Annotated in this window: 12 protein-coding genes and 5 pseudogenes; 11 read left to right on the top strand and 6 right to left on the bottom strand. The window is 66.9% G+C overall.

From position 1 onward, the window contains the following. The first annotated feature begins 33 nt into the window (after positions 1 to 33). The 3 genes and pseudogenes from ACZ7M2_RS48025 (at position 34) to ACZ7M2_RS48015 (ending at position 3,434) form a co-directional block, all read left to right on the top strand. The gene (locus tag ACZ7M2_RS48025) at positions 34 to 681 is read left to right on the top strand and encodes a nitroreductase family protein (protein WP_471600653.1); all 648 of its coding nucleotides are present in this window, start codon (positions 34 to 36) and stop codon (positions 679 to 681) included. Between the two features lie 449 nt (positions 682 to 1,130). Further along, positions 1,131 to 2,006 (top strand): alcohol dehydrogenase catalytic domain-containing protein, encoded by an 876-nt coding sequence (locus ACZ7M2_RS48020; RefSeq protein ID WP_471600652.1) that lies wholly within the window; start codon positions 1,131 to 1,133, stop codon positions 2,004 to 2,006. Positions 2,007 to 2,493: 487 nt separating this feature from the next. Beyond that, positions 2,494 to 3,434 (top strand): annotated as a pseudogene (locus tag ACZ7M2_RS48015) (NADP-dependent oxidoreductase). 170 nt (positions 3,435 to 3,604) lie between these two features. On the opposite strand, the gene ACZ7M2_RS48010 reads toward ACZ7M2_RS48015, so the two are convergent. After that, the gene (locus ACZ7M2_RS48010) at positions 3,605 to 3,928 is read right to left on the bottom strand and encodes a nuclear transport factor 2 family protein (RefSeq protein ID WP_471600651.1); all 324 of its coding nucleotides are present in this window, start codon (positions 3,926 to 3,928) and stop codon (positions 3,605 to 3,607) included. A 278-nt stretch (positions 3,929 to 4,206) separates the two neighbouring features. Between ACZ7M2_RS48010 and ACZ7M2_RS48005 the strand changes: the two are divergent. Continuing rightward, positions 4,207 to 4,374: pseudogene (locus ACZ7M2_RS48005) on the top strand (transposase); the annotation flags it as partial. 286 nt (positions 4,375 to 4,660) lie between these two features. Here ACZ7M2_RS48005 and tnpA read toward each other — a convergent pair. Further along, positions 4,661 to 4,924, bottom strand: a pseudogene (gene tnpA, locus ACZ7M2_RS48000) (IS200/IS605 family transposase); the annotation flags it as partial. A gap of 25 nt (positions 4,925 to 4,949) precedes the next feature. On the opposite strand from tnpA, the gene ACZ7M2_RS47995 reads away from it, so the two are divergent. The 4 genes and pseudogenes from ACZ7M2_RS47995 to ACZ7M2_RS47980 all read left to right on the top strand — a co-directional run. Then, positions 4,950 to 6,107 carry an RNA-guided endonuclease InsQ/TnpB family protein gene (locus tag ACZ7M2_RS47995; protein ID WP_471600650.1) on the top strand — a complete coding sequence of 386 codons (1,158 nt, stop codon included), beginning with the start codon at positions 4,950 to 4,952 and terminating at the stop codon, positions 6,105 to 6,107. Between the two features lie 114 nt (positions 6,108 to 6,221). Continuing rightward, positions 6,222 to 7,184, top strand: coding sequence for a WD40 repeat domain-containing protein (locus ACZ7M2_RS47990; protein WP_471600649.1), 963 nt, complete (start codon positions 6,222 to 6,224; stop codon positions 7,182 to 7,184). A gap of 661 nt (positions 7,185 to 7,845) precedes the next feature. Next, positions 7,846 to 8,088, top strand: a complete 243-nt coding sequence (locus ACZ7M2_RS47985; RefSeq protein WP_471600648.1) for a hypothetical protein — start codon at positions 7,846 to 7,848, stop codon at positions 8,086 to 8,088. A 22-nt stretch (positions 8,089 to 8,110) separates the two neighbouring features. Next, positions 8,111 to 8,403 (top strand): annotated as a pseudogene (locus tag ACZ7M2_RS47980) (ATP-dependent helicase); the annotation flags it as partial. 40 nt (positions 8,404 to 8,443) lie between these two features. Here the strand turns inward: ACZ7M2_RS47980 and ACZ7M2_RS47975 are convergent. Together ACZ7M2_RS47975 and ACZ7M2_RS47970 are read right to left on the bottom strand one after the other, a co-directional pair. After that, positions 8,444 to 8,584, bottom strand: a pseudogene (locus ACZ7M2_RS47975) (LexA family protein); the annotation flags it as partial. Positions 8,585 to 8,736: 152 nt separating this feature from the next. After that, on the bottom strand, positions 8,737 to 11,913 hold the full coding sequence (locus tag ACZ7M2_RS47970) for an NACHT domain-containing protein (RefSeq protein ID WP_471600647.1): 3,177 nt from the start codon (positions 11,911 to 11,913) through the stop codon (positions 8,737 to 8,739). Between the two features lie 239 nt (positions 11,914 to 12,152). Between ACZ7M2_RS47970 and ACZ7M2_RS47965 the strand changes: the two genes are divergently transcribed. The 3 genes from ACZ7M2_RS47965 (at position 12,153) to ACZ7M2_RS47955 (ending at position 14,733) form a co-directional block, all read left to right on the top strand. Further along, positions 12,153 to 12,335 carry a hypothetical protein gene (locus ACZ7M2_RS47965; RefSeq protein WP_471600646.1) on the top strand — a complete coding sequence of 61 codons (183 nt, stop codon included), beginning with the start codon at positions 12,153 to 12,155 and terminating at the stop codon, positions 12,333 to 12,335. 584 nt (positions 12,336 to 12,919) lie between these two features. Further along, on the top strand, positions 12,920 to 14,467 hold the full coding sequence (locus ACZ7M2_RS47960) for a hypothetical protein (protein ID WP_471600645.1): 1,548 nt from the start codon (positions 12,920 to 12,922) through the stop codon (positions 14,465 to 14,467). A 44-nt stretch (positions 14,468 to 14,511) separates the two neighbouring features. Beyond that, positions 14,512 to 14,733, top strand: a complete 222-nt coding sequence (locus ACZ7M2_RS47955) for a hypothetical protein (RefSeq protein ID WP_471600644.1) — start codon at positions 14,512 to 14,514, stop codon at positions 14,731 to 14,733. A 32-nt stretch (positions 14,734 to 14,765) separates the two neighbouring features. Here the strand turns inward: ACZ7M2_RS47955 and ACZ7M2_RS47950 are convergent, their stop codons facing one another. Together ACZ7M2_RS47950 and ACZ7M2_RS47945 are read right to left on the bottom strand one after the other, a co-directional pair. After that, on the bottom strand, positions 14,766 to 15,089 hold the full coding sequence (locus ACZ7M2_RS47950) for an SAM-dependent methyltransferase (RefSeq protein WP_471600643.1): 324 nt from the start codon (positions 15,087 to 15,089) through the stop codon (positions 14,766 to 14,768). 42 nt (positions 15,090 to 15,131) lie between these two features. Beyond that, on the bottom strand, positions 15,132 to 15,962 hold the full coding sequence (locus ACZ7M2_RS47945; protein WP_471600642.1) for an oxidoreductase: 831 nt from the start codon (positions 15,960 to 15,962) through the stop codon (positions 15,132 to 15,134). Positions 15,963 to 15,966 lie beyond the last annotated feature (4 nt).

Here is a 15,966-nt window from a genome sequence, read left to right as displayed (position 1 = left end):
CGTCTCGTGATCACAAGACAAAGGCAGGATGACATGGATCTCGGCAAGCTCATGAACAAGCACCTCACCAGGTACTTCGACCCCAGCAAGACGATCCCCGAGGAGACACTCCAGCAACTGCTGGGATTCCTGCGCTCGACGCCGTCGTCGACGAACGTGCAGCCCAACCACTTCTACGTCCTCACCACGCCCGAAGGCAAGGAGCGGCTGGCGGCCAACCTCGGCGCACGATTCCAGGACAACAGCGAGAAGATCCTGAACGCCTCACACACCGTCATACTCACCACCAGGGCGGATCTTCCCGGAGGCCACCTCCAGGCCGTGTTCGACAAGGAGCGGGCCGACGGCCGGTTCCCCGACCCGGCAAAGCAGGCGCGGTGGGAGTCAATGACCCGCGACTTCCTCAACCTGCGCAACTACGGCTACAAGGACCTGAACCACTGGATGGAAAAGCAGACCTACCTCGCGATGGGTCTGACCATGATGGCGGCTGCTGAGCTCGGCGTCGAAGCCATGCCCCTCGAAGGGTTCGACCCGACCAGTGTCGACAAGGCGTTCAAGATCCGCGAAACCGGACACACCACGACCGTGCTGCTGGCCCTCGGCTACCCCGACCCCGCGAAGGTATACAACAGCCCGATTTCACGCTTCGAAACCGACCAGCTGTTCACGTTCGTCTGACCAACGACGGCACCGGGAACGACCGGGGCCGAAGTCCGCATGCTGCGGACGCCGCTGGTCCTCGAGGCCGAGCCACCCCGGAGAGCCAGACCGGCGGCCAGCGCCGCCCGGCACCGGTCGGCGCCCCCGGTCGTCGGTGATCCGAATGATCCAACGGCGTCGGCGGACCTCCGGCTTGCCCGGCAACGGCTTCTCCGACCCGCACCGTGAGGTCGTCGAACGGCGCAGCACGAAGCGGCGCGGAACCTGGCGCCGGCGGCAACGCTGCTGCCCGAAGCGCTGGGGACCTGGAACCAGTCGGTCGAACTGAGCGCGAGGACAAAGATCTACTGTGAAGGCGTGCGGAATGCCCCTATCCGGCACCGCTGCCGGATTTGGGTTCCCGGCCCGTACCTCCTGGTCGGCCGGACCGAGTGAGAGGACAAAGATCCACTATGAAGGCGTGCGGAGTGTCCAGGGCAGAGACGGAAGTCGCCCTGCTGGAACTGCCCGAACCGTCATCTCCCGAGCCGGGCCAGATCCTGGTCGCGGTTGAGGCCGCCGGGGTCGGACCGTGGGGCGAACTGGAAATCGACGCTCGTTGGGACGTGGGGCTGCGCCCCCCGGCGGCGCTGGGAGTGGAGGGCGCAGGCAAGGTGCTGGCCGTCGGTGCGGGTGTCACCCAGTTTGCCGTGGGCGACCGGGTGCTCGCGCACGAAGCCCCGCTGCCCGGAGGAAGCGGCTTCTGGGCCGAACGCGTTCTGATCAACGCGGATCACGCGGCGGCCTGCCCACCAGGCTTGGACGCGGCACACGCAGCGGCACTGCCTGTCAACGGGCTCACCGCGCTGCAGGCTTTGGAGAAGCTGGACCTCAGCCGAGGACAGCGGCTCCTGATCACCAACGGAGGCGGGGCCACCGGAGCCCTGGCCGTCCAACTCGCCGCGGCCCAGGGCATCGAGGTAACCGCGACCGCGTCTGCTACCGCCGCAGAGCGCCTGCTCGGTCTGGGAGCGATGGAGGTCGTCGACTACCACGACCCGAACTGGTCGACCGAGGTACGCGGCGGGTTCGACGCCGCCCTCATCATCGCCACCGGCACGGCGGCCGCAGCCCTGCCTTTGGTGCGTGACGGCGGCCGGCTGTGCTCCCTGACCTCGGACGCGCCTCCGGAGGAACGAGGCATCACGAGTTGGGACCTCTACATCGAGCCCAACGCCGCGCAGCTTGCCCAGCTGGCGGAGCAGGCCGCCGCGGGAACCTTGAAACTCGCACCAGAACCCCTGCCGCTCAGCGAAGGACCCTGCCGCATTCACCCGAGTGGTTGCCGGACGGGCCGGCGGTAAGAAGATCGTGCTCATGCCAGCATGATGCGCCCTGCCACCGACCGATCCCGATGGTGGGACACGGTGCGCGCGGGGCACGAGCCGCGAGACTGCGCATCGGCGTGGCCATGCAGTGACGGCACTTGGACGCGTCCCATCTACCGTCCGCGCCGACCGAAACGGAGCCGTCCCTGCACCCGCTGCCCACTAGCGCCGGGCAGCAGTGAGCAGCGGCGGGCCGGAGCAGCTACGCACGCGACTGAGTGGGTGGCGATACCGGCGAAACTCATCACGAGATCGGACCAGCGAGGCGAGCGGCCTCCCAACCACTGCCTGCAGTGGCAGCCGGGCTTTCCCATCGACGCGAACGTGACCCTGCAGGGTCTGCGCCACGGCCGCGGCGACCCTGCCCAACCGGCCGAACACGTTGTGGCGCCCGGCACGCACACCGTTCCTGTCCACCTCGCGACGGGAACGGACAGACCTTGTACAGAAGGAGGAAACACAAATGAAAGCGATCGTGGTCACTGACCCCGACGCCGGAACCGCCGGGATGACGCTGGCTGAACGACCCGATCCGGAGACGGCGCGCCTCGCCAGCCTTGACGGCGCGAACTACGGCGACGTCGTCGTCGAAGTTCATGCGTCGGGTTTCACCGGGGACGAGCTGGAGTGGCCCTCGACCTGGGTCGATCGCCTCGGCCGGAATCGGACGCCCTCGATCCCCGGACACGAGGTGGCCGGCGTGGTCACCTCTCTCACCTATGGAACGGCAGGGCTGTCGGTCGGGCAGCGCGTGTTCGGCATCACGGACTGGACCCGCGACGGCACCCTCGCGCAGTACGTCGTCGTCGAGGCGCGCAACCTCGCGCCGCTGCCCGCGACATCGACTTCACGGTCGGCGCGAGCGTCGCGATGACGGGCCTGACTGCCTGGCAGGGACTGTTCGAGCACGGGCACCTCTCGGTGGGGCAGAGCGTGCTCGTGCACGGCGCCGCCGGCGCGGTCGGATCGATGGTGGCTCAGCTCGCGCGAGAGGCCGGTGCGCACGTCATCGGCACCGGACGCGCCGCCCACCACCAGAGCGCACTCGACTTCGGCGCGCACGAGTTCGTCGACCTCGACAACGACATGCTGGAAGACGTCGGCGGAGTCGACTTCGTCTTCGACGTATTCGGCGGCGACATCGGCGCTCGATCGGCCCGGCTGGTGCGAGGTGGAGGAACATTCGTCACCGTCACCGGCCCGCCGGAGGTGCGGCCGGCCGACGGCCTGGCGGTCGACTTCGTTGTCGTCTCCGACCGCGCCCAGCTGGGCGAGATCGCCCTGCGGGTACGGGAGGGACGTCTGCGGACGCATATCGGCCAGGTCGCGAACCTCGACGACGCTGTCGCCGCCTTCAACCCGGCCCAGAAAGTCAACGGAAAGACGATCATCCGCATGCAGTGAAGCCGCGGACGACATCTCACGCAAGCCGAGGTGACGGGGTGTCGTCGCGGGACAGCCCCGGCGACAGCACCCCGAATTGCGTCAGGTTCGGACCGCGCTACCAGCTGTCGCGGGTGCTCTTCATCTCATCGATGCCGTGAGCTGAGGTGGCTGCCACTGCCCGGCGGCGATCAGGTGCCCGGCGCGATCGCCGAGGCTGACACGCAGACCCAGGTCCCCCCACGCTTCTGATACGTGTCCGTGTACAGGGCTTCTTGCTCAGATCCATCAGCGAGCACGGTGTACGTGCTGCGGCCGTGGATTAGCGCAACGTCACCGAGGATTCGGATCTTGACGTCATGTACCGAAAGATCCTTGAAAGGACGTGGCTTAGCTATGTACTCCAAGAACTCGGCACGGTTCCGCGTGGCCCGGAGTCTGCACCATAAAGTCCTCGGCGAGGAACTCACTGAAGCGCTTGACGTCGTTGTGCTGATCCGACTGGACGTAGTCATTGTTCATCTGCTCAACGATCGCCAGATCCTCGGAAGACGGGTTGACGTCATTCATCTTCCCTGGTCCCATCTGAATGGTTCGATTTCTTTGGTGAGGTGGATTCTCGTTCCGCGGAAATGCACGCTAAATCGTCGTAGCGGCTGGGGACTGCCGACGAGGTAATGATCCCCTCGCGCCAGCGGGTAAACGAGTCCGCCAAGGAGACCTTGGCAGCTGAGAAGCCAGCTGCAGCGTTCTCTATCTCCACGCGCATGGTCGGCCCCTACCGCCACACGTCATTCCGGGCGTCTCCGCCCGCAGACTCCGCCAGGAGTACCCCGACCACATCCGCAAGTACCTGTGGGGCGCGCACTTCTGGTCACCCTCGTACTTCGCGGCGAGCTGCGGCGGCGCCCCGCTGAGCATCATCAAGGAGTACACCGAGAACCAGAAGCGCCCGCAGTAGACAGCTGAGGCCAAAACAGTGCAGACCCACGCACGCGCGCGGGTCAGAGCAGTCCACACAAGCGCTTCCTCCCGGGCGTGAACACCCGGGGTTCCGCGCTAGATCATGCTGAAATTCCCCCGACGAGGCGACCGCATCTCATCGACCCCACTCAGCATTCTAACAATGCATACATGCCGTTATGCTGCGTTGCGCGCTGTACAGATGCTGCTCCGATGTGCGTAGGCCCACTGCCAACGTGCTGCCCTATAACAGTAGGAACCCTAGGTGGTTCGGGGAAAACGGGTACGGAGCCGACCAGCCGGGAGATGGCGACTTTGGGTGGGTAGTGCACGAGGAGGTGGACGTGATCCTTCTCGCCGTTGAACTCGACCAGTTCGGTTTCGAAGTCGGCGCAGAAGGCTCGCATGACTTCCTCGCAGCGTCGCAGGATCTCGTCGGTGAACGGCCCGCGCCGGTACTTCGGAGTGAAGACCAAGTGAGCATGGAGGGTGCAGACGACCGTGCGGCCCCTGCAGATATTGGGGTTTGGTTCCCATCGTGGTGACATAGACCACCTGAGTACGATGACCCACATGAAGATCGTCGTGCAGGTCAAACTGGCGCCGGATGCCGCGCAGGCTTCCGCTGTCGGCGCGACCTTGCACACGGTCAATGACCGGGCCAACTGGGTGTCCGGGGTGGCTTTCGCCCGTGGTGTGCCGCGCGAGTACGAGCTGCGCAAGCACACCTACGCCGAGTTGAAAGCGGCCGGTCTCGGAGCGCAGGCCGCGCAGCACACGATCAGGAAAGTCGTGGACGCCTACACCACGCTGCGGGCGAACCTGCGGGCGGAAAACCTCGGCAAGCCCGGCTCCAAGCGCCGGAAGAAGGCCGAGTACAAGCCGGTCGCCTTCCGCCCTGAGGCCGCGCACCCGTTTGACGACCGGTGCTTGTCCTGGCAGTACGACGCGCAGACCGTCTCCATCTGGACCACCGCCGGGCGCCTCAAGAACGTCCGCTTCGCCTGCTCACCGGACGCGCTGAAGACTTTACGGGAGTACCGCAAGGGCGAATCGGACCTGATCGAGCGTGACGGCGTGTTCTACCTGATCGCCGTGTGCGAGGTTCCCGAGGCCGAGACGTACGAACCGGACGGCTTCATCGGCGTGGACCTCGGCATCGCCAACATCGCCACCACGTCCACCGGCTACCAGGCCGCCGGGCGCGGTCTGGGCCGCTACCGCAATTGTCAGCTTGCCCTGCGGGCCAAGCTCCAGAAGAAGCGCACCCAGTCCGCCAAACGCCGGTTGAAGGAGCGCTCCCGCCGCGAACAGCGGCACGTCAAGAACACCAACCACATCATCGCCAAGACGATCGTGACCGAGGCTGAACGCACCTCGGCCGGGATCTCCCTGGAAGAACTCAAGGGAATCCGGCAGAGGGTACGGCTCCGCAAGCCCCAGCGGGTCACGCTCCACTCCTGGGCCTTTGCCCAGCTCGGAGACTTCATCGTCTACAAGGCCAAGCGGGCCGGCGTGCCCCTGGTCTTCGTTGATCCCGCGTACACGTCGCAGACATGCGCCGAGTGCGGCCACATCGACAAACGCAACCGTGTCGACCAGGGGCTTTTCATCTGCCGGAAGTGCGGGGTCGTTGCCCACGCCGACCGGAATGCTTCCCACAACATCGCCGCTCGCGGTGAGGCTGTGTGGATTGCGGGGCGTGAGTCACGCGTCCCAGCACCTTTCTAGGTGTCTGGACGGAGGAGGCCACACCACAGCCAGTGGTGCCCTACCTCCAAGCCCGGCCGTTCACGGCCGGGTCAAGTTGACCATTGGTCAGTCGGCAGGCAGCGCGGAGGTGTGATGCGGCAGGGCATGCGCTCGGCACGAGTGACGACGTTCACTTCCGAGCCAGGGCGCATCCTTTGGCCGACGTTGGCGCGGGTCCGGTCGGGGCAGGTGGTGCTGCTCTCATCGGGCGAAGGCCAGGAGATCCGCCGCTGGGACATGTTCACCGGCCGAATGCTGTGGTGTTCGGTTGATGCATGGTCTGCCAATGCGCTCGCGGTCGCCTCACCGCCGGGCGGCACCCCGGTGGTCGCGGTGGCCACGGAGGACGGCGTCCTGCGGCTCGACGCGCTGACCGGCGCGGAGCTGGATGGGTACGAGATGGCCGCCGATGACACCATCTGGGACGTGGCCACCGGGCTCCTGCCGGACGGCCGCGCGTTCATCGCCGGGGCCGGCCATTGCGGTTTTCGGGTGTACCGATGGGACGCGGCGACAGGCGAGCCCCTGGGCCCGCCGCTGGTCGGCCACACCACCTGCGTCAAGGCCATCACAGCCATCACACTGCCCGACGGCACTGCGCTGATCGCCTCGGAGGACGAGGGAGGCCGCATCCTCCGCTGGAACGCTGCATCCGGCCAACCGTACGGAAACCCCATCCACGGGCCCGGTGACTACAACATGCAGTTGGTCTCCCTCGCCCTGAACGACGGGCGCATCATGCTCGCCTCCCTCGACATGAACGGCACTCTGTCGCGCTGGGACGCGGTCACCGGCGAACCCATCGGCCCGCTCATGCGACCAGGCCCGGAAACCTTCCTGGCCTGCGCCACCGCAGCAGGCGGCGGCGTGCTGTTCATCGCTCCGCACGATGGTCCGATCCGCCTATGGGACGCCGTCAGCGGCGAGATACTGGGTGCTCCACTGCCGGGAACCGGTCCCGCCGCCCTGAGCTGTTTTGACGGATCGGTGTGGCTCGCGACTCGGGCAGGCGACGCGGAAATGACCGTCCGTCGCCTGGTCGATCCACCCCGCTGAGCGGGGGCCAGGCTTCATGGAGCGGGGCAAGGCGAGAGTCGACAGCCGTCGACGGCGATGGGCAAAGCCGCATCGACAACCGACATCGGGGCTGCGGTCTGGCTCACTGCTCAAATACGAGAGCCTGAGCCCTGCCACGAATGCTGGAGTACCGCGACACCACAGGTCGTGCTCCTCGACCTTTCCGGATCCCTACAGCGCCGGAACGGTCCAGGTTCAGACCGCGATTCTGAGCCGAAGATGCAGGGGAGGGGATCGAGGTCCGCGCACCCTACCCCCACCCCACATAGATGGTGGCCGCAGGCGCGTATGTCGCACAGGATCGGCTGGTCGGATTCTCTACGCTCGACGCGACGAACGCCCCTGCCTGCGGGCATCATTGACGCACTCGCAGCACCTCTTTCCTTCTCCTGGAAGGCGACCTCCGGTGGACGCGCTGCCACTTCCTGACGATGTGCCCGCCTCTCACTCTTCGCCCGTCCCTGCCGGGGAGGCGGTGGCCGTGCCGGGGTGGGGACGCCGGATCACGGTGCCTTGCCCGGAGTGTGGTCTGCCCACCCACCGGCACCGGACGCTGGATTTCGGCAGTGCCACCCAGTACGGAAAGTCTTGGCGTCCCGTGGTCACGGTCGGGGGCGATCCCGAAGAAGAAGGCGCCTGGGTGGCACTGATCCCCGGCGACTTCCCGGCACGTCTCTTCGCGCAGCCGGAACTCTTCCATCTCGTCAGCGGCATCGCCTGGCCGGGCGCGCATCACCGCGACTACGGCAGCGCCAAGGTCGCCCACAACTCGTGCTGTCCGGTCAGTCACACCGACCGCCCAGACAGCAGCCGCGGTGCCGGTGAACTGTGGCAAGCGATGCGGTTGCGGATCACCCGTGACGCGCGGCCGCCGCACCGCTGATTCCGCCGTGGGGCAACCGCCAGAGGACAACGGCGGCAATGGCTTCATGGCCGTCGCCGCGATTCACGCGGCGCTGCTGATGGCCCACGTCGCCTGCCGTCTCGTACGGGCCACGGGGGACCGGGGTGTGGCGGCCGTAATGGACCAGCGCCTGGAGACGGAGCGCTACCGCAGTTCCCCATCGCGTCCCTGCCCAACTTCTGCTACACCACGGACCGAAATCAGGTAAGCAGGCCCCTCACCGCGATCGACGCGGCGGCCCGGAAAACCGAGGAAACGGGGGAGGGAGAGGAGTCGGATGATGCCCGCGCATGATCCCGGTGCCTGCCTTTGCGCCTCGGGGGCTGTGGGTGATCTTGAACCGCTTCACCGTGGCCTCGCCGTCCAGCAGCGCGGCCACGATGTCACCGTTCTCCGCGACTGGCTGGCGCCGGACCGTCACCCAGTCCCCGTCGCAGATGGCGGCCTCGATCATCGAGTCACCGACGACCTCAAGCCGACGGGTTCGCGGATTCTCGGGGTGGAATCGCGGGGAACCGGAGGGGGACGTGGCGCCCGCTGGCAAAGTAGCCGACGGGTTGGGGTGTGAAACTGGCGACCTCGCGTAAGTGTTCTTCGGTTGGTGGTCAAGCGTGAGCTGCGGATGCGTCAGCCGTCCCGTCCTGCGCTGAGGTCGGTCAGGGCCTGGGCTGCCTCCACACAGATATCGCTGTCCGGGTCGTCGGCGAACGCGACGAGCAGCTCGACGGCCTCCTCCCGGTGCCCGTCCATGCCGGCGAGGGACGTGGCGGCTCCTACACGCTGGTAGCCGTCTAGGAACGGGTTCTTGACGAAAGCGGTGAGCAACCCTGCGGCGCGTCCGTCACCGAACCTGGCCAGGTTCCAGGCTGCCCTGACACGTTCGCGGTCGTCGAGGGCAGAATCGCTAGCGAGGGCGACGAGGAGTGCGACGGCCTCCTCTCGGTATCCCTCCAACTCGGTGAATTCGTGGGCGAGCACCCTGTCCGCGAGGCTCTGAGCGGCCGTCACACGGTCGCGGGTGTCAAGGATGGGGCCGTCGGCGAGGGCAACGAGCAGTTCGGCGCCTTCCGCCCGGTGCCCGTCCAGCCCGGCCAGGGCCTCGGCGGCCAGGACACGGTGGAAGCCTTCGTTGGTGTGCTTGTCAGCGAAGGAGGCGAGCAACCCTGCGGCGCGTTCTTCGCCCAGTTTGGCCAGGGCTTCGGCAGCCTGCACCCGGGCATAGCTGCCCAGACCAGGACCGTCGGCGAAGGCCGCGAGCAGCCCGGTGCCCTTCGCCCGATACCCGTCCAACCCGGCGAGAATCTCGGCGGCCGTCACGCGGTGGGCGTCGGCCAAGGTGGCGTCGGCTGCGGCAGCAGCGAGGGGTCCGGCGGCCTCTCCCTGATGTCCGGCCAGCTCGACCAACGTCCTGGCGGCCTGCATGCGGTGGTAGCTGTCGATGGTGGAGTCGTTGGCAATGGCGGCGAGCAGTTCGGCGCTCTCTCCCCGATGGCCGTCCAGCCAGGCCAGGGTCGCGGCCGCCTCCAAGCGGTCCCAGTAGTCGAGGGCGGGGTTGGTGGTAAGAGTGGCGAGTAGTCCAGCGGCCTCTTCACGGTACTCGTCCAGCTCGGCTAGGTCAGTTGCGGCGTATATGCGGTCGTGGCCGTAGAGGTTGGGATCGTTAGCGAAGGCGGCGAGCAGTCTGACGCCCCGCGCTCGGTGCCCGTCCAACCCGGCTAGGCTCCCGGCGGCATGGATGCGGTGGTGGGTTTCCAGCAGGGCGTCGTCGGCGAAGGCGGCGAGCATGCTGGTGCCCTCGTGCTGGTAGCCGTCCATCCGGGCCAGCGTTGCGGCTGCCTCCACGCGGGCGTAGTCGTCGATGAGGGTGGTGCTGATGAGGCTGGTGAGTTGGCCGGCAGCGGTGTGTGGAGGGAGGTTGGTGCTCAGGTTGAGCTGGGTGGTGAGGAACAGGTAGGCGGCGTGTCCTCCCGGCGCGAGCAGGTATTCAAGCGCCTGACCGGTGTCGGCCGCTGTGTCGTCCTGGGGGGTGAGGAGTCCATCGAGGAGGAAGCCGAGGTAGGACGGGTCCAGGTCGGGCGCTTGCCAGCGGCTGCGGGCGGGAGTGCGGCGGAGGGGGAACAGGGCGTCGAGAAGTTGGTCGCGGGCCTGTTTGTCGCGGGTGGCATGGCGGGCCGCGTGGTACTCGAGCAGGGTCTGGTGGAGGAACTCGAAGTCGCCAGCGCGTTCGACCAACAGGCCAGTGGGGCGCAGGAGGTTGCCCAGGAACGCCTTCCAGAGCGATTCCTTGATCTTGCGGGGGCGCTGGATGTGTAGGTGCGGGGCCAGGACCTCGACGGCTGGGGCAGTGTTCCCGCTGATCCTTGCGTACGCGAGTAGGTCGATCAGTTCCGGCAGGCGGTTGCGTACCTGTTCGGCGGCCTGTTCGGCGGCCTGGAGATCTTGAGGTATCTGGTGGCGATCCTTCAGGAGAGCGATCGCCCTGTCGTGGGTGCCACGGATGTTCTTGTGGGTGTTTTCCTCGTAGAGCAGTCTGACGAACGATTCGTAGGCGCCGGTGCGGCCTTCAGGCAGGGGCCTGGCTGGATTGGTCACATAGAGGCGGCACAGCATAGAGGCCATCAGCGGGGTGCAGGCCAAGCTGTGCAGGCCGGAGCGTGTGAGACCGACTACGAACTCCGTGACGTGGTGGCCTGCGTCGAGTAGGCCGCTGAAACATCCCTGGGCGTATGCGCGCAGTTCAGCCGAAGCGAACGGTTGGAGTTCGAACCGCACGGTGGTGGGACCCAGCCGGTCGAGTTCCTGGTCGGGCAGAGGTCGGGTCGCCACCACGAAGCGGTACACGAACGGCTTCGTCGTGGCCTCCCGGGCCAGCTGATCCAGCAGTGCGACGCGGGTCGCGTGGTCAGGGACCTCGTCGAGGCCATCGACCATCACCAACCAGGGCATCTGAGGGCGTGGATAGTGATCGAACAAGTCTTCGGAAAGTGCTTGGCGCAGCCCGAAGCGGCCGATTTCCGTCGTCGCGGCGGCTGCGAGCGCCTGGGCCAGGACAGGGACGCCGACCAGGTCGGTGGCGCGTACCAGGACCGGGACCGCCGCGTGGGCGCGGCTGCTCCTTCTGCTCCTCAGCAAGTGGTCGGCCGAGTCGGCGAGGTGGCGGCGCAGCAGGGTCGACTTGCCCATGCCCGCGCCGGCCAGAAGGACCCGAATGCGATCCTCGCCCGCGAAGACGTCCTGGGCGGGCACGAGTTGGCTGGTCTGGGCCGAGGTGCGTGCCGACTGGGCCTTGGCACGTTGGTGGACGTACATCTCGCCCAGCAGGGATGAGGCGGGATCATCGCTGAGGCCGGGGTAGGGGGAGAGGCCGGCAGCGCGCGAAGCGGCTTTGAGGTAGGCGCCCAGCTGCGGATCGGGCCCTGGTGCGGGATCGCTGCGGGCGACCTCCCACAGGGCCTTCCACCGCGCCTCGGCGACCCTCCACTCCACGTCGGCGTTCTGGAGGTTCCGCATCGCGGCTTGGGCTTCGGCCTTGTCGACAGCCGGGCCGGAGGCTTTGAGCGCAGCCCGATGCTCCTTGATCTTCCTGTCCAGATCTGCGCGGTCCAGGCGGTGTTCGCAGGCAACGAGGAACACCTCAACCAGCGCCCACAGCTGCTCGAATTTCGCGGCGGGGGTTCCCGCCAGCCAGTCGCTGACCGTTTGGGGCTTCAGAGCTTCGCCGGCGCGCAGGCGACGGTTGGCTTTCCTGATCGCGTCCGACTGCGACAGCCCGCATCTGTCCCACAGCGTTTTGAGCTCAGTCATCAGGAACCTTCGGCCAGCGCCGAGTTGCGTTTCCTCGGTCACAATCCCGTCTCTTCCAAGGCGATACGGCATCCGGATGCCTCCGCCGACGCGGCGACAGGCACGTTCGTGACCTGGCCGTCGCGAACGCGGGTCCGGTGCAGTCCGGTCAGGTACGCCCCATCGGTGCCGGCGGGCTGAACTTCCTCCGTACCTGGTCGTCCGACCGGGGGTGCACACAGAGCGGACGGAGGTTGCTCATGGGCAGCGCGGGGTGGGTCCTGGCGGCCGGTTTGACGGTCATGGCGGCCATGGTCGTACTGGTCGTCCACCAGGCATTGGAAGGTACGGCTGCGCGCGACCGCGAGCAGGTGCTGAAAGCCCTGGCGGTGGTGATCCGCGCCCTTGCGGAGCTGGTCCGCGCTCTGTGGGGCCGCAGGTGATCCCGCTCTCCGTTCCGGCTCCGTATCCGGTCCAGAGCTGACTGTCCGGTGGTCGGCCACCGGCTCGCCCATCCGCATCCACGGCCGCCTCATGGCGCAGATCATGCCGGGACGCCGCTGCTCATGCGGACCTCTTCATCAAAGATGCACGCCGTTTGCGGCTGGTGACTGACAGCGTTCTTCCCGGCAGCCCTATTGGCGGCTTCTGGGCTCACCTCGGCGACACCCCCTCACACGCTGAGGAATACGCGACTCCGCGAGGTCGCCAGTTCTGTACCCCGGGTTCGGGACTGCCGATCAGGCTTGGGTGGGCTCTGGCCCGAATCGGTGGGGGTGGGCTGCTCTGACGTACTTCAGTGCGGTCGTGTCGGAGATCCCGAAGACGCGCATCAGGTGCACGGGGTCGGCAGTTTCGTGTGCCTCATCGAGCAGCCGGTCGATGCGAAGCCTCCGGGGCTGGATTCCGAGCTTTCTGAACACCAACCGCAGCCCGTCCTTGGACATCGGAGGGCCGTTGGGGTCGACCGCGGTGACCTGCGTGACGATCAGGTGCGGATTGGTGCTGCGGGGCCAGCGCTCAGCCCGTGCGCGAAGATGACCAATGGGAAGACGTCCTGCGCATGGCCGTCGCCCACGCCCGCCCCCATGAACGCGTCACCCTGCTTCGCCGCCTCATCACCCGCGGCGACCGCGCTCTCAGGCACCGCGCCCGCTTGCATTTGCTCGCTGCCGCCTGCCTCGAACACGCCACGGAAATCGATCCCGGCGTACGCCAGGAAGTTGAGCAACGCGCCGCCGCGCTCGTGCCCCCACGAAGCGAAGAGGAAGCCTCGGCTCTTGCGGCGGTCGGCCCAGTCATCCTCGGGCTCCTTCCGGGCCCTGACCGCCTAGAAGACGACGAAGCGGAAGCCGTCATCCGTACAGCGGCAATCATCGGCGGCGACGCCGCCCTTACGGTGATCAAGAAGTTCCGCACCAACACCCAAGCGCGGTGGGCTCTAACGAACGCCTGGGACAACTTCGACTCCCACGACTACGCCCGCGAAGTGCTTGCCCACATCCCGTGTGATTTCCCCGTGACTGTCCGCTCGTCCGAACAGCTGGCTGAGCTGCACAGCTTGCATACTGGTCAAGTGGGCTTCCTCGGAAACTTCACTACTGAAGAGATGATGGCCCCGTTAGGTCCGCAGGATTTGCATTATTTGAATATCAATCGCAACTTTGAGCTGCGCGAGCTGGACTTCCTACGCCCCTACACGGCGCTGGTGCGGCTCGGCCTCTTCAAATGCCCGAACATCGTGGATTTGGCGCTTCTCGCCGATCTCTCATCGCTCGTCACGCTTGAGCTGGCCGACTGCGACGCCGTACGTATTGATGATCTCCAGGCGCTGAACCGACTCCAGTCCTTGAGTCTCGACATGGAGCTGCCGCACCCAAACGTCGGCGCCTTACCCGTCAGCGCAGACCTCACCACGCTGGACCTCGGGACAGCCACATGCAGAAGCCTCACACTGGACGGCATCGCCCGTTGGCCCAACCTCAGAAGACTGGACCTGTCTGGCCCCATCGGCGGGCTGTCCCATGCAGCCAAGCTGCTGGAGCTAGAAGACCTCATCCTGCTGGGGGACGCATGCCTCTCCATGCTGGAAGAACTTCCGCCCGCCCCTCAGGTCAACGAACTCTGGCGGGGGTCCTGGCGCGACGGTGACGACCTCTCACTCCTTCCCACCAAACTGCCCGGCCTCCGAAAACTGACCGTTTGGGCATTTTCCCCAGACAGACCCGTCGACCTCACTCCGCTCCGTGGCATGACCGACCTCGCTATCCGTATCCAGGGAACGGCCCCAGTCCTCGGCACCGAACACTTCCCGACCAACGCCGTGTCCGCGTACCTCGCCCGCGTGTCGGAACACGGGCCACGCTGCCGAACGGCGCAGCGGAGCTGCAATGAGACTCCAGTGCGTACTAGGGCCGAGCGCCGCAGGTCGACCGCCGCCGTGCCGTCATGGCGGTACGCCGTGCCCGTGCGGAACGCACCCAGCAGACCGCCACGACGGCCGCAGCTCCTCAACCTGCCTCACTGCGCCCAACGGCACGGGTCCGGCGGAGGCTTGAGCCGATCTGGAACGTGAACGCCGCTGGTGGCACGATGAGTTGGGGCGAAAGGTGGGGGTTGGTGCGGGGTGACAGGCGGCAGATTCAGACCGCGGTCCTGGGTAGTGCGGACTCGGAGGAGCCGTTGATTCTGCCGCTGGAGGCGATCGAGCTGGACGCCTTCCGCCGACGGCACGAGCACGACACGTTCTGGTGCGGGCTGCTGCTCGGAGGCTGCGGCGTCCAGCTGGCGACGAAGCTCTACACCGACCGGGTGTGTTCCCTGTCAAGTTCTGCGTGTTGAAGTGCCGTCGGCCTGCGTGAATGGCCCAGGGCTCAGGGGGAGGCTCCGTCGACGTACTCTTCGGTCAGGTCCACGCCGGTAACAACGGCGCCTGCGTGCTGGGCCAGATGCCGGGCCGGACCGCCCGGGCCGCTTCCCACGTCAAGGACGCGCAGGCCCGCGCTCAGCTCCAGATGCTCGGCCGGCTGTCGCGTCGCCGGGTGGCCACCGATGTGGAACTCGTCCACGCCGTGCAGGTCGTCGGTGGTGAGCGTGGTACGCCCCGGGTAGAGGCGGTCGAGCGCTCCGTCGATCTTCTGGCGCAGGTCGCCTTGCCGGTAATGCCTTGCTATGGCGGACGGTTGATGTGCGGTCACGGGAACGTTCTTCCAGTCATGGGCGGGTTCAACGGTGTCGTTCTAGTCGTGGTCGGTGGAGAGGGCGACGTGCCGCCAGGCGTCCATCTCCATGCGGAAGGTCTCCAGCTTGGCGTCGAAGGCTTGCAGGGTGTCGGCTCCGAGCGGGAGGCGCAGGGGCGGCTCGGGGGCGACGGTCATCTCGACGATGGCCCGCGCGGCCTTGACCGGGTCGCCGGGCTGGGCGTGGTTCAGGCTCGCGGCGGCTGTACGCATCGCGCCGACGGTGGGCGCGTAGTCGTCGATGGTGTCCGGGCCGGTGCGCAGGCTGGCCGGGTCGAGGAAGTCGGTGCGGAAGAAGCCCGGTTCCACGAGCGTGACGTGCACGCCCAGGGGTGCCAGTTCGGTGCGGAGGGTCTCGGTGAAGCCCTCGACGGCGAACTTCGTGGAGGCGTAGATGCCCCAGCCCGGCGCGGTGGCGAAACCCACGATGGAACTGATGTTGATCACGTGGCCGGAGCGCTGACGCCGCAGTACCGGCAGCACGGCGCGTTGGACGGCAAGTGGGCCGAACACGTTGGTCTCGTACACCGCGCGTACCGCGGCGTCGTCGGACTCTTCCACGGCGGCGAGCAGACCGGTGCCGGCGTTGTTGACCAGGACGTCGATCCTTCCGAACCGTTCGACCGCCGCGTCGACGGCGGCTTGGATGCTCTGCGGGTCGGTCACGTCGAGGGGCACCGTGAACAGTGTGTCGTCGGCGTCGGGAAACCGCTCGTGGACGAGGTCGGTCTTGCGTGCTGTCGCGACCACCTGGTGGCCGGCGGCGAGGGCAGCGCGGGTGATTTCGAGGCCGAAGCCCCGGGACGATCCGGTGATGAACCAGACGCTCATTGTT

This window comes from Streptomyces sp. NPDC111507 (genome assembly GCF_055638955.1).
The sequence above is the reverse complement of the archived record's forward strand: the minus strand, read 5'-3'. Positions and strand labels throughout refer to the sequence as shown.